Here is a 13,279-nt window from a genome sequence, read left to right as displayed (position 1 = left end):
ATGAAACTCTATAATCTGAAAGATCACAATGAGCAGGTCAGCTTTTCACAGGCCGTAACTCAGGGGCTTGGCCGTAATCAGGGCCTGTTTTTCCCTCATGAGCTTCCTGAATTCAGCCTCACCGACATTGATGAAATGCTGGAGATGGATTTCGTCACGCGTAGTAGCAAGATTCTGTCAGCATTTATTGGTGATGAAATTTCTGAGGCACAACTGGCGGCTCTGGTTAAGGCTGCATTTACTTTCCCGGCGCCAGTCAAGCCAGTAGAAAGTGATGTGGGTTGCCTGGAGTTGTTCCATGGGCCCACACTGGCGTTCAAAGACTTTGGCGGCCGCTTTATGGCTCAGGTCCTCGCACATATTAGTGGAGACAAGCCGGTCACTATTCTGACCGCAACTTCCGGTGACACCGGTGCCGCTGTTGCCCATGCTTTCTTCGGCCTGCCGAATGTGCGCGTGGTGATTCTTTACCCGGAAGGGAAAATCAGCCCGTTGCAGGAAAAATTGTTCTGCACTCTCGGGGGTAATATCGAAACGGTTGCTGTTAAAGGCGATTTCGATGCGTGCCAGGCTTTGGTTAAACAGGCTTTTGATGATGAAGAGCTGAAAGTAGCGCTTGGGTTGAATTCTGCTAACTCGATTAACATCAGTCGGTTACTGGCGCAAATTTGTTACTATTTTGAAGCGGTAGCGCAACTGCCACAAGAAGCCCGGAACCAACTGGTAGTGTCTGTGCCCAGCGGTAATTTTGGCGATTTGACTGCCGGCCTGCTGGCTAAATCACTGGGTTTACCGATTAAACGTTTTATTGCAGCAACGAACGCGAATGATACCGTTCCGCGCTATTTGGCTGGTGGTGAATGGGCGCCTAACGCGACAGTTGCTACGCTCTCTAATGCCATGGATGTCAGCCAGCCCAATAACTGGCCGCGCGTGGAAGAGTTATTCCGTCGTAAGATTTGGCGCCTGAATGAGTTGGGTTATGCCACTGTTGATGACGACACAACGAAAGCCACTATGCGTACTCTGGACGAACTCGGTTATGTTTCAGAACCTCATGCGGCAATTGCCTACCGGGCATTACGTGACCAGTTACATAACGGAGAATACGGGCTGTTCCTTGGTACAGCGCATCCGGCTAAATTTAAAGAAAGTGTTGAGGTTATCCTGGATAAAACGCTGCCATTGCCTGAAGAGCTGGCTGCAAGGGCTGATCTTGAACTGCTGTCTCACTTCTTACCAGCCGATTATGCACAGTTGCGCACATTTATGCTGCGCGGCAAATAATCACGCCTGAGCACATTGAAATATATGAAAGGCCAACTTCAGTGAAGTGGCCTTTTTTTTTACTTTATAACTTTAGCCAGGACAGGATTGCCTGATCAGGGAGCCGGATACGTATAAGGTGCGGCCAGGCCCAGTGGCATACCCAGTCCCCACCACAGGAGCAGGAACAAGCTCCAGACAACGAACAGAACCATGGAATAAGGCAACATCATGGAAACCAGAGTGCCGACACCAGCACTTTTGACATAGCGCTGGCAGTAAACTACCACTAACGGAAAAAAGACCATTAACGGCGTAATGATGTTGGTCGTCGAATCCCCAATGCGGAAAGCAGCCTGAGTTAATTCCGGTGAGATTCCGACAGCCATCAGCATTGGTACCATGATAGGCGAAAGCAGTGCCCACTTAGCTGAAGCCGAACCAATCAGAATATTTACAACTGCAGTCAGCACAATCATGCCAATAATAGTTACGCCCCCGGGTAGCGACATCGCTTTCAGGGCATCGGCACCTGCCAGCGCTAACAGCGTACCAATATTGGAATCGCCAAACGCTTTGATAAACATGGCACAAAAGAAAGCCATTACCATGTAAGACCCCATTTTGCTCATGGTGTCATTCATGGCATCAATAACATCTTTGCCTTTGCTGAATGTGCCTGATGCATAGCCGTAGACAGTGCCGGGGATGATAAATACCAGGAAAATAAGCGGCACAATCGCTTTCATGATTGGCGCGCTGTAGCCCGTCAGTGAACCATCTTCCCCACGCATAATGGAGTCAGCCGGCCAGGAGACAGCGGCGAGCAAACCCAACCCAAGGAGCATGACAAGCGTTGCCAAAATAAATGCTTTGCTCTCTTTTGCAGAATAGCTCGACATATCTTCATCATGAACATAATCGCCATCTATTGGCATTTTGGATACGCGAGGTTCAACGATACGTTCTGTTACCCACCACCCCGCAAGGGTAATCACAATTGATGATGCAATCCCGAAAAACAGGTTACACAGCGTGTTAACGGTGTAAGTGTTGTCCAGTAGTTGTGCTGCTGCCTGAGTGAAGCCCTGCAACAATGCATCGTTACCGGTTGGTACCATATTCGCGGCGAAACCACCCGAGACACCGGAAAACGCTGCGGCAATACCGACCAGGGGATGTCGCCCGGCAGACATAAAAATAATCGCGCCCAGTGGAATCACCAATACGTAACCGGCATCTGCAGCTACATGGCTGAACATGGCAACAAAGATAAGCATGGGGGTTAATAACCGGCGCGGGGTGACATTCAGCATCTTTTTCAGCGCGGTGTTGATAAAACCGGAGCGTTCAGCAACCCCCACACCCAGCATGGCAACTAACACAATCCCCAGAGGAGCAAACGTTGTGAAGGTGGTTATCATATTGGTGAGTGAGCTAACCAGCGCTGCTGGCGCCAGCAGGTTGTTGACCTTAACGGCTTCACTGGTTACTGGATTAATAATGCCGAAATCAACCCAGGAGAGAACGAGAGACAGCACCATCACTCCCAGCAACATATAAAAAAAGATCAGTGCCGGTTCGGGTAATTTATTCCCGGCTTTTTCTACAGCATTAAGAAAACCTGATAAAAAACGCCCTTCCTTGTTCCTTGTTGTGCTTTGCATGATATTCCTCTGTTGTGCATGGATCCCTCGTATTTTGCGGCAATAGCTCTTGGGAACAGATTGCTCAGCTATTGGCTGCACCAGATGTGAGTTTGGCCAGAGTCTTGGCATGTATTACACCCAGCATCTGTTGGGGATAGTCCGTTGTTGGTCTTCATAGCCATTTAAAATGCATGGCTTTTATAGTGGATAATATGATTAAAAGCGAATTATAAAGTATAAATCTTGAACTTAAGCAAAATAGCAGGGGAATATAATGACAAGAATGAGAGCAAGGTAGTGTGGCTGGCGGAGGGCCAGCCTGATGCTTTATTGTTCCGGGCGGCGGAAGACCAGCTCCTGGTCCGTCGAGGTTGCGCTGTCGAAGGTATAGCCTTCCTCGTTAAACCCTGCGAGCTGATCGGGGGTGGTCAGGCGGTGCTGAATGATAAACCGGCTCATCAAGCCACGGGCTTTTTTGGCATAGAAGCTGATGACTTTGTATTTGCCATTTTTTTCATCAAGGAACACCGGTTTGATGATGGGCGCCTTCAGTTTTGTGATTTTTACCGATTTGAAGTATTCATCTGACGCAAGGTTCACCACAGCCTGCTCTTGTTGTTCAGTGATGTGCTGGTTCAGTTTATCTGTAATGGTATCTCCCCAAAACTGGTAGAGATCTTTGCCTTTAGGGTTCGCCAGGCGAATGCCCATTTCCAGCCGGTAAGGCTGCATCAGATCCAGTGGGCGTAGTACGCCATATAATCCTGACAGCATTCTTAAATGCGACTGAGCAAAATCGAAATCGGCTTCAGAAAAGGATTCCGCCTGTAAACCTGTGTACACATCGCCCTTGAAGGCAAGGATTGCCTGGCGGGCATTTTCCGGCGTGAAACTGGCCTGCCAGTCGTGAAAACGCGTCGCGTTTAATGACGCCAGTTTATCGCTGATTCCCATTAATGACGCGATTTGTGCCTCACTTAATTTACGGGCTTCAGTGATTAATTGCTGGCTGTAATCCAGCAGTTCGGGGTGGGTGAAGCGAGTGGTTGCCAGTGGGCTTTGGTAATCCAGTGTCTTTGCAGGGGAAATTAAAATCAGCATAACTGCGTGCTCCATATTGCTTTTTCTTTGTGCCCACTGTAGCAAATTTTCAGTGGCGGCTTATCAATGGTTATGATTGGTTGAGATGTTTTTATTTTTTCACCTTCCAAACGCCTGGGAATAACTGCCCGCTAATATCAGGGAACCTGTCGGGATCAAACGTTGGTGTCTGGCCCAGTTTTCGTTGCCGATGGTAATCCAGGGTGACGTCGCGCACGACGGGCGAAAGCAGCAAAATCGCTGTCAGGTTGGTGATTGCCATGAACGCCATAATAATATCTGCCAGCGACCACACCAGGTCGATACTGGAAAGGGCTCCGGCCAGTAATGTCAGGCTGACTATCACCCGAAGCAATGTCACGATACGGGGAGAATCCAGGTGTAAAAATGACAGGTTGTTCTCTGCATAGCTGTAGTTCGCCAGCACAGAAGTGAATGCGAATAACACGGTAATAAAAGCAACAAAGTCTGCTCCCCATGCTCCGGAAAGTGTGCTGAGCGCATTTTGTAGCATATTGATACTGTTTGCCCGGTCAATCACATCGGTATTGCTGTCCGAGAGCAGAACAATAGCGGCAGTTGCGGTACAGATACCAAATGTGTCAAACATTACTCCCGCCATTTGAACAATACCCTGAGAAGCCGGGTGAGCAGGGATGGCTTCTGCAGCAGCGGCTGCATTTGGGGTTGAGCCCATGCCAGATTCATTGGAGAACATGGCTCGTTGCAGACCGCTTGCAATTGCCTGGCTCAGGGTATAACCCAGAGCGCCCGATGTGACTTGCTGCCAGCCAAAGGCATATTCGATAACCCGCCGCATCACGCCAGGGACTTGTTCAATATGGGTAAACATAACGCACAGGCTGACACTAATCCACAGTATGGCCATGAGTGGCACCAACCATTGTAGGATCCTGGCAATTCCAGGTAACCCACGGGTGAAAACCAGACAGGCAATAATGGCCAGCACACTGCCGCTGATTATCGGAGTAACAGAGAATGAACCTGACATCACCACAGCAATGGCGTTGGCCTGAACAGTATTAAATACCAGCCCGAAAGCAACCAGTAAGAATAATGAAAATGCAATGCCCATCCAGCGCATACCCAGGCCATGAGCCATATACCAGGCCGGGCCTCCGCGGAATCCACCGTTTTTATTAGGTGTTTTGTACAATTGTGCCAGGGTACATTCCGCAAATGTTGTCGCCATACCTGTGAGGGCTGCAAACCACATCCAGAAGAGTGCGCCGGGGCCACCTCCGGCCAGCGCAATAACCACACCAGCCAAATTTCCGCTGCCAACACGCGCCGCCATACTGGTGCAAATTGACTGAAAAGGCGTGATATTTTTATTTTTGGTGCGAAAGGTGATTTTCAGACTTTTGACAGCCGGTAAAAAGTAACGAAACTGAATAAAGCTACAGCGCAACGTAAACCAGATTCCGGTGGCCGGAACCAGGTAGAGTAAAATTGCTCCCCACAGCACTTGGTTGATAAATGCCAGAAAGTCCTGCATTTTTTCCTTTTAAAACATCAATTTTCTGGAACAGTTCACGCCATGACGGCTGAATCCAACCGGGGGCGTACAGTTTGTGAGTGGAGTTTACCATAATGAGCCCGTGGCGTTTGCTGCAGGTTGCACCTGAAACACACCGTGTTATCATCGGGTCAGACCGGTTACATCTCCCTAACAAGCAGTTTTGATGAGTGAATAATCATGACGGATAAATTGACCTCCTTGCGTCAGCTGACTACGGTTGTTGCTGATACCGGAGACATCGCGGCAATGAAACTTTACCAGCCGCAGGATGCCACCACTAACCCATCTCTGATTCTTAATGCTGCGCAGATCCCGGAATACCGCAAGTTAATCGATGAAGCCGTAACCTGGGCTCGCGATCAAAGCAGTGACCGTGAACAGCAACTGGTTGATGCAACAGACAAACTGGCTGTAAACATTGGTCTCGAAATTCTTAAATTAATCCCTGGCCGTATTTCCACCGAAGTGGATGCACGTCTGTCTTACGATACTGAAGCCAGCATTGCTAAGGCGAAACGCCTGATCAAGCTGTATAACGATGCCGGTATTAGTAATGATCGTATTCTGATCAAACTGGCATCAACCTGGCAGGGAATTCGTGCAGCAGAACAACTGGAAAAAGAAGGCATCAACTGCAACCTGACATTGCTGTTTTCTTTTGCTCAGGCTCGCGCTTGTGCTGAAGCTGGTGTGTATCTGATTTCTCCTTTTGTTGGCCGTATTCTTGACTGGTATAAAGCGAATACCGATAAAAAAGAGTACGCCGCAAGCGAAGACCCGGGTGTGGTTTCTGTTTCTGAAATTTACGAATATTACAAACAACATGGCTATGAAACTGTTGTCATGGGGGCAAGCTTCCGTAATGTAGGCGAAATATTGGAACTGGCTGGTTGTGATCGCCTGACCATTGCTCCTGCATTGTTGAAAGAGCTCTCTGAAGCACAGGGCGCTGTTGAGCGTAAGCTGTCTTACTCTGGTGAAGTGAAAGCGCGTCCGGAACGTATGACGGAATCTCAGTTCCTGTGGCAGCACAACCAGGATCCTATGGCAGTTGATAAACTGGCCGAAGGCATCCGTAAGTTTGCTGTTGACCAGGGGAAACTGGAAAAAATGGTGGGCGATTTACTGTAATTGCCCTGAATACGGCCGGTGCCCCGGCCGTATGATTATCTCTTCTCGTCTTTCTTGCCTGCATTTTTGTCTGCGCTCTGTATCACGGTGTATCATCAGAACATTATGTTTACTGACCGGAATTGATTATGAGCACACTCCGTATTGGCCTTGTTTCTGTTTCTGACCGCGCTTCCAGTGGTGTTTACCAGGATAAAGGTATCCCGGCACTGGAAAGCTGGCTTGCCAGCGCACTGACTACACCATTTATGTTCGAAACCCGTCTGATTCCTGATGAACAGCTGGTCATTGAGCAAACATTGTGTGAGCTGGTTGATGAAATGGGGTGCCACCTGGTCTTTACCACTGGGGGAACCGGCCCGGCGCGCAGGGATGTTACACCAGATGCCACCCTCGCTGTTGCTGATCGCCAAATGCCGGGGTTTGGGGAACAAATGCGCCAGATTAGCCTGCATTTTGTACCTACGGCGATTTTATCCCGACAGGTCGGTGTTATCCGTAAACAGGCGCTTATTCTTAACCTGCCCGGGCAGCCTAAATCCATTCAGGAAACACTGGAAGGGGTGAAATCAGCGGATGGAACGGTTTTGATACCAGGTATCTTCGCGAGTGTACCCTATTGTATACAGTTGATGGAGGGGCCTTATGTGGAAACTAACCCCGCAGTTGTAGCAGCTTTTCGTCCGAAGAGTGCTATTCGCAGTAGTGAATCCTGATTTTAGAGACTGTCTGGTATAAAAGCGATTTGTAGTGGGCGTTATGTATTTTTGACGATATAGTAAGTTTTACTTTACAGTTTTTTTGTAAATAAATCTTTCTTCCATCTATTTACAAATGGTTTTTTATGTCTGATACGAACAGAGCTCTGAACCGGCAGGATTATAAAACGTTGACTCTGGCTGCCCTGGGGGGTGCGCTGGAGTTTTATGATTTCATCATCTTTGTCTTTTTTGCGGCGGTGGTAGGGGCGCTGTTTTTTCCGGCAGATATGCCAGACTGGCTGCGGCAAGTGCAAACATTCGGTATTTTTGCTGCCGGTTATCTGGCGCGCCCATTAGGCGGTATTGTGATGGCGCACTTTGGTGATAAAGCTGGCCGTAAGCAGATGTTTACCCTGAGTATTTTACTCATGGCCCTCCCCACGCTCGCTATTGGTTTATTACCCACATACAACTCGTTGGGGGTGGCAGCACCATTGCTTTTGTTGCTAATGCGCGTATTGCAAGGGGCGGCGATTGGTGGTGAGGTTCCAGGTGCCTGGGTTTTTGTGGCAGAACATGTTCCTTCCAAACGCATTGGTATTGCCTGCGGAACATTGACCGCCGGGTTGACAGTGGGGATTCTGTTGGGCTCGGTTGTCGCGACTATCATTAATACTGCATTTACCAAAAGTGCCATTCATGACTGGGCCTGGCGTATTCCTTTCTTTATTGGTGGGGGATTCGGTCTGGTCGCTATGTATTTGCGCCGCTGGTTGCAGGAAACTCCCGTATTTATTGAAATGCAGCGCCAAAAAGCGCTGGCTGAAGAATTGCCCCTGAAATCGGTTGTGATACATCACAAGAAAGCAGTGGCTGTTTCTATGCTGCTCACCTGGTTGTTGTCTGCCGGTATTGTCGTGGTTATCTTGATGTCACCCGTGTGGTTGCAAAAACAGACGGGTCTGGCTCCCGCATTAACACTACAGGCAAATAGTGTGGCTACTGTGATGTTGTGCATGGGGTGCCTGGTAGCCGGGCTGGCGGCAGACCGCTTCGGCGCCAGCCGCACTTTTACTGTGGGGGGGATCCTGCTGGCAGTATCGTCATGGTGCTTCTACCACCTTGCCACTGTTATGCCTGAGTACCTGTTTGAATTATATGGGCTGGCGGGTTTCAGCGTTGGTGTTGTAGGCGCGGTTCCTTTTGTGATGGTGCGGTCATTTCCGGCAGAAGTTCGGTTTACCGGTATTTCTTTTTCCTACAACTTTGCATACGCCATTTTCGGTGGCCTGACACCAGTACTGGTCACTGTCCTGATGAGCATATCGCCTATGGCACCGTCATGGTATGTAGTGGCGCTATCATTACTTGGAATTGGTATTGGGCTGGTGTTACCTAATATGCTGGATAAAGCAAGCATGCAGGCGACGGAAAAAGCGGGGACAACCGCATGATAAAAAAGTGGCACTGTGATGTGCCACTTTAACCATTTTTACCCTGTGACTCAGTGATTTGAAGCGGCGCCGATTGGCAGAATGGTGCGACCAAATTGCTCGTTCAATACTTCGCCCATAGCCAGGTAAATCGCGCTTGCGCCACATACCAGCCCAATCCAGCCTGCAACATGAACAATGCTTTCGTTATCAGTCATATGCCCCAGACATAACAGCATAAACAGCACTGTCAGGCTCAGGAAGACAAATTGTAATGCGCGTGCGCCTTTCAGTGTGCCGAAGAACATAAATAGTGTGAATACACCCCACAAACCCAAATAGAGGCCGAGAAAATGTGGGTTTGCTGCGTCAGCAACGCCGAAGTGAGGTAATACAATAATTGCTACAAGGGTCAACCAGAAACTGCCGTAAGAGGTGAAAGCAGTTAGCCCAAATGTATTGCCTTTCTTAAATTCCAGCAGCCCTGCGAAGATTTGTGCAATACCGCCGTAAAAAATGCCCATGGCAAGAATAATACTATCCAGGGGATAAAACCCAATATTGTGTAGATTAAGCAGAACGGTAGTCATACCGAAGCCCATTAAACCCAGTGGAGCGGGGTTAGCCAGCGTAGTGTTGCCCATAATGCCTCTAATAAAGTGAGTAAAACCAATAAAACTGTAGATTGCCCTTATAGGTCTGTCAGGGCGCAGTATCGTAATTAGTGTTATACGTCACGTCTATGATCCTATCGGCTATGAATTAAAAAATTTTTTTCACTCCCCCCTTGATGGTGAGTTGTATGCCCCCATCTTCTGGTTATCGAAAGTTGTTGAATCTGAAAAAAAGATGGTAAAGGCAGTTGAAACACTGTTTTTTGGCCGCATAACAGGTTCACAACCACATGAAGCGATTTTTTAGTGGAGACGTTTAGATGGGTAAAATTATTGGTATCGACCTGGGTACAACCAACTCTTGTGTAGCGATTATGGACGGCACCCAGGCACGAGTTCTGGAAAACGCTGAAGGTGATCGTACTACGCCTTCAATCATTGCTTATACTCAGGATGGTGAAACCCTGGTTGGTCAGCCGGCTAAACGTCAGGCAGTGACTAACCCGCAAAACACCTTGTTTGCGATTAAACGCCTGATTGGTCGCCGCTTCCAGGATGAAGAAGTTCAGCGCGATGTAACTATTATGCCGTACAAAATCCTGGCTGCTGATAATGGCGATGCATGGCTGGACGTGAAAGGCCAAAAAATGGCTCCGCCGCAGATTTCTGCTGAAGTTTTGAAAAAAATGAAAAAGACAGCAGAAGACTACCTGGGTGAACCCGTAACTGAAGCTGTTATCACTGTCCCTGCTTACTTCAACGATGCTCAGCGTCAGGCAACTAAAGATGCTGGCCGTATCGCAGGGCTGGAAGTAAAACGTATTATCAACGAACCTACTGCCGCTGCACTGGCTTACGGCCTGGATAAAGAAACCGGTAACCGTACTATCGCTGTGTACGACCTGGGTGGCGGTACTTTCGACATCTCTATCATTGAAATTGATGAAGTTGATGGCGAAAAAACCTTCGAAGTTCTGGCAACCAACGGTGATACTCACCTGGGTGGTGAAGACTTCGACAGCCGTCTTATCAACTATCTGGTTGACGAATTTAAGAAAGATCAGGGTATCGATCTGCGTAACGACCCGCTTGCGATGCAGCGTCTGAAAGAAGCGGCAGAAAAAGCAAAAATTGAGCTGTCTTCTGCACAGCAAACTGATGTGAACCTGCCGTATATCACTGCAGATGCCACTGGCCCGAAACACATGAACATCAAAGTGACTCGTGCCAAACTGGAATCTTTGGTTGAAGACCTGGTTTCACGCTCAATTGAACCGTTGAAAGTTGCACTGCAGGATGCTGGTTTGTCTGTATCCGATATCAACGACGTTATCCTGGTTGGTGGTCAGACTCGTATGCCAATGGTTCAGAAGAAAGTTGCTGAATTCTTTGGTAAAGAACCACGTAAAGACGTTAACCCGGATGAAGCCGTTGCAATTGGTGCTGCGGTTCAGGGTGGTGTTCTGACTGGTGATGTTAAAGACGTTCTGCTGCTGGATGTTACGCCGTTGTCGTTGGGTATCGAAACCATGGGTGGTGTGATGACTGCGCTTATCACTAAAAACACCACTATCCCGACTAAACACAGCCAGGTGTTCTCTACAGCGGAAGATAACCAGTCAGCAGTGACCATCCATGTTCTGCAGGGTGAGCGTAAACGTGCGGCTGATAACAAATCTTTGGGGCAGTTTAACCTGGATGGTATCAACCCGGCACCGCGTGGTATGCCGCAAATCGAAGTTACCTTCGATATCGATGCTGACGGTATTCTGCACGTTTCTGCAAAAGACAAAAACACTGGTCGTGAGCAGCAGATTACTATCAAAGCCTCTTCTGGTTTGAATGAAGATGAAATCCAGAAAATGGTACGTGAAGCAGAAGCTAACGCTGAATCTGACCGTAAGTTTGAAGAACTGGTTCAGACCCGTAACCAGGCCGACCATTTGTTGCACAGCACCCGTAAGCAGGTGGAAGAAGCTGGCGACAAACTGCCGGCAGATGACAAAGCTGCAATCGAAGCTGCTTTGAGTGACCTGGATAAAGCACTGAAAGGTGAAGATAAAGCAGAGATCGAAGCAAAAATGCAGGCGCTGGCTCAGGTTTCTGCAAAACTGATGGAAATCGCTCAGCAGCAGCATGCTCAGCAGCAGGCTGATACGGGTTCAGCGGATAGCAATGCTGCACAAGACGACGATGTTGTCGATGCAGAATTTGAAGAAGTTAAAGATAAAAAATAATCGCCCAACTTGCGGGCGCGGTCATACAAGCGTTTATGATCGGTAACCAGCACGGGCGTAGAGGCAACTCCACGCCCGTGTACGTATGTCAGGCGACTTAATTCTGCAGTTTGGTTTTATCTTCAGATTAGGTATGAGCCGTTCCCGGCAATGTTTTCTGGCTGCCTGCTCACTGGGTAGTGAGGCATTTGCCTGATGTAGCGATAACTGTAGTGCCTGTGGAACAGGCTCTAAGGGCAGACACACAATGGCGAAGAAAGACTATTACGAGGTTTTGGGCGTTCCGAAAACAGCGGAAGAGCGTGAAATCAAAAAGGCTTACAAGCGCCTGGCAATGAAATATCACCCTGACCGTAATCAGGGCGATAAAGACGCCGAAGCAAAATTTAAAGAAATAAAAGAAGCTTACGAAATTCTCACTGATGCACAGAAACGTGCCGCATATGACCAGTATGGTCATGCTGCTTTTGAGCAAGGCGGTATGGGTGGTGGTGGTTATGGGGGTGGTGGCTTCGGCGGTGGCGGTGCTGATTTCAGCGACATCTTTGGTGATGTATTCGGCGATATCTTTGGCGGTGGCCGCAGAACGCGGGCCGCGCGTGGCGCTGATTTGCGTTACAACATGGAATTAACGCTGGAAGAAGCTGTCCGTGGCGTGACAAAAGAAATCCGTATTCCAACGCTGGAAGAGTGTGATGTCTGCCATGGTAGTGGTGCGAAACCCGGGTCGAATCCGCAAACCTGCCCAACCTGTCATGGTTCAGGCCAGGTTCAAATGCGCCAGGGCTTTTTCACTGTGCAGCAAACCTGTCCGCATTGCCAGGGGCGTGGGTCGATTATCAAAGATCCCTGCAACAGTTGCCATGGCCACGGTCGTGTCGAAAAGAGCAAAACCTTGTCTGTTAAAATTCCGGCAGGGGTGGACACCGGCGACAGAATCCGTCTGTCAGGTGAAGGTGAAGCAGGGGAGCATGGCGCACCAGCCGGGGACCTGTATGTTCAGGTTCAGGTTAAACAGCACCCAATCTTTGAACGTGAAGGCAACAACCTGTACTGTGAAGTCCCAATTAATTTTGCCATGGCAGCACTGGGGGGCGAAATTGAAGTACCAACCCTGGATGGACGGGTGAAACTAAAAGTACCGGGAGAAACACAGACGGGTAAGCTGTTCCGGATGCGTGGTAAGGGTGTGAAATCTGTGCGTGGTGGCGCCCAGGGGGATTTGCTGTGCCGGGTTGTAGTGGAAACTCCGGTTGGTCTCAATGATCGCCAAAAACAGCTACTGCAAGAATTACAGGAAAGCTTTGGTGGACCGACTGGCGAAAAAAATAGCCCCCGTTCCAAGAGCTTTTTCGATGGTGTCAAAAAATTCTTCGATGACTTAACCCGCTAATTGCCATAATAAATGTAATGCAGGTCATCTGATAAAACCCGGGTCGGCTTACACTGATTCGGGTTTTTCTTTTTTGTATTTCGTACCACGCTGAATATGACACAGAAGTAAACAATACGAAAAATACAACCTTACTCCCGCTTAATGATCGTAAAAACCGAAGTTACTACCTTATATAACCTGCTTTTTACGATGAGTTTCTCCCGCTATG

General features: G+C 48.6%; 10 protein-coding genes. 6 read left to right on the top strand and 4 right to left on the bottom strand.

Going from position 1 to position 13,279, the window contains the following annotated elements; all coding sequences use genetic code 11:
- On the top strand, positions 1 to 1,287 hold the full coding sequence (thrC, locus tag MPHASIOC01_RS22990) for a threonine synthase (RefSeq protein WP_064598696.1): 1,287 nt from the start codon (positions 1 to 3) through the stop codon (positions 1,285 to 1,287).
- A gap of 95 nt (positions 1,288 to 1,382) precedes the next feature.
- On the opposite strand, the gene MPHASIOC01_RS22985 is transcribed toward thrC, so the two are convergent.
- The 3 genes from MPHASIOC01_RS22985 to MPHASIOC01_RS22975 form a co-directional block, all read right to left on the bottom strand.
- Entirely contained in the window at positions 1,383 to 2,933 is a 1,551-nt protein-coding gene (locus MPHASIOC01_RS22985) for an AbgT family transporter (protein ID WP_064598698.1), read from the bottom strand.
- A 309-nt stretch (positions 2,934 to 3,242) separates the two neighbouring features.
- Positions 3,243 to 4,016, bottom strand: a complete 774-nt coding sequence (gene yaaA, locus MPHASIOC01_RS22980; RefSeq protein WP_064599008.1) for a peroxide stress protein YaaA — start codon at positions 4,014 to 4,016, stop codon at positions 3,243 to 3,245.
- 91 nt (positions 4,017 to 4,107) lie between these two features.
- A complete protein-coding gene (locus MPHASIOC01_RS22975) occupies positions 4,108 to 5,535 on the bottom strand; it encodes a sodium:alanine symporter family protein (RefSeq protein ID WP_064598700.1) in 1,428 nt (475 codons plus the stop codon).
- Between the two features lie 201 nt (positions 5,536 to 5,736).
- Here MPHASIOC01_RS22975 and tal point away from each other — a divergent pair, with 201 nt between their 5' ends.
- From tal to MPHASIOC01_RS22960, 3 genes are all read left to right on the top strand, one after another.
- Positions 5,737 to 6,690, top strand: a complete 954-nt coding sequence (gene tal, locus MPHASIOC01_RS22970) for a transaldolase (protein WP_064598702.1) — start codon at positions 5,737 to 5,739, stop codon at positions 6,688 to 6,690.
- Between the two features lie 128 nt (positions 6,691 to 6,818).
- Positions 6,819 to 7,406, top strand: a complete 588-nt coding sequence (mog, locus tag MPHASIOC01_RS22965; RefSeq protein ID WP_064598704.1) for a molybdopterin adenylyltransferase — start codon at positions 6,819 to 6,821, stop codon at positions 7,404 to 7,406.
- Positions 7,407 to 7,534: 128 nt separating this feature from the next.
- On the top strand, positions 7,535 to 8,845 hold the full coding sequence (locus MPHASIOC01_RS22960) for an MFS transporter (protein ID WP_064598706.1): 1,311 nt from the start codon (positions 7,535 to 7,537) through the stop codon (positions 8,843 to 8,845).
- A 50-nt stretch (positions 8,846 to 8,895) separates the two neighbouring features.
- On the opposite strand, the gene satP is transcribed toward MPHASIOC01_RS22960, so the two are convergent.
- Positions 8,896 to 9,468 carry an acetate uptake transporter gene (gene satP, locus MPHASIOC01_RS22955; protein WP_064598708.1) on the bottom strand — a complete coding sequence of 191 codons (573 nt, stop codon included), beginning with the start codon at positions 9,466 to 9,468 and terminating at the stop codon, positions 8,896 to 8,898.
- Between the two features lie 290 nt (positions 9,469 to 9,758).
- Here satP and dnaK point away from each other — a divergent pair, with 290 nt between their 5' ends.
- Positions 9,759 to 11,675, top strand: coding sequence for a molecular chaperone DnaK (dnaK, locus tag MPHASIOC01_RS22950; protein WP_353613353.1), 1,917 nt, complete (start codon positions 9,759 to 9,761; stop codon positions 11,673 to 11,675).
- Positions 11,676 to 11,922: 247 nt separating this feature from the next.
- Positions 11,923 to 13,068 carry a molecular chaperone DnaJ gene (gene dnaJ, locus MPHASIOC01_RS22945; protein ID WP_064598712.1) on the top strand — a complete coding sequence of 382 codons (1,146 nt, stop codon included), beginning with the start codon at positions 11,923 to 11,925 and terminating at the stop codon, positions 13,066 to 13,068.
- Positions 13,069 to 13,279 lie beyond the last annotated feature (211 nt).

The organism is Mangrovibacter phragmitis (genome assembly GCF_040429585.1).
Taxonomy (GTDB): domain Bacteria; phylum Pseudomonadota; class Gammaproteobacteria; order Enterobacterales; family Enterobacteriaceae; genus Mangrovibacter; species Mangrovibacter phragmitis.
This window is presented reverse-complemented; position numbering and strand designations above follow the sequence as displayed.

Excerpts from the sequence above, each read along its gene's own strand:
- thrC (WP_064598696.1), top strand. The coding sequence starts at position 1 with ATGAAACTCTATAATCTGAAAGATCACAATGAGCAGGTCAGCTTTTCA.
- MPHASIOC01_RS22985 (WP_064598698.1), bottom strand. The coding sequence starts at position 2,933 with ATGCAAAGCACAACAAGGAACAAGGAAGGGCGTTTTTTATCAGGTTTT.
- yaaA (WP_064599008.1), bottom strand. The coding sequence starts at position 4,016 with ATGCTGATTTTAATTTCCCCTGCAAAGACACTGGATTACCAAAGCCCA.
- MPHASIOC01_RS22975 (WP_064598700.1), bottom strand. The coding sequence starts at position 5,535 with ATGCAGGACTTTCTGGCATTTATCAACCAAGTGCTGTGGGGAGCAATT.
- tal (WP_064598702.1), top strand. The coding sequence starts at position 5,737 with ATGACGGATAAATTGACCTCCTTGCGTCAGCTGACTACGGTTGTTGCT.
- mog (WP_064598704.1), top strand. The coding sequence starts at position 6,819 with ATGAGCACACTCCGTATTGGCCTTGTTTCTGTTTCTGACCGCGCTTCC.
- MPHASIOC01_RS22960 (WP_064598706.1), top strand. The coding sequence starts at position 7,535 with ATGTCTGATACGAACAGAGCTCTGAACCGGCAGGATTATAAAACGTTG.
- satP (WP_064598708.1), bottom strand. The coding sequence starts at position 9,468 with ATGGGCAACACTACGCTGGCTAACCCCGCTCCACTGGGTTTAATGGGC.
- dnaK (WP_353613353.1), top strand. The coding sequence starts at position 9,759 with ATGGGTAAAATTATTGGTATCGACCTGGGTACAACCAACTCTTGTGTA.
- dnaJ (WP_064598712.1), top strand. The coding sequence starts at position 11,923 with ATGGCGAAGAAAGACTATTACGAGGTTTTGGGCGTTCCGAAAACAGCG.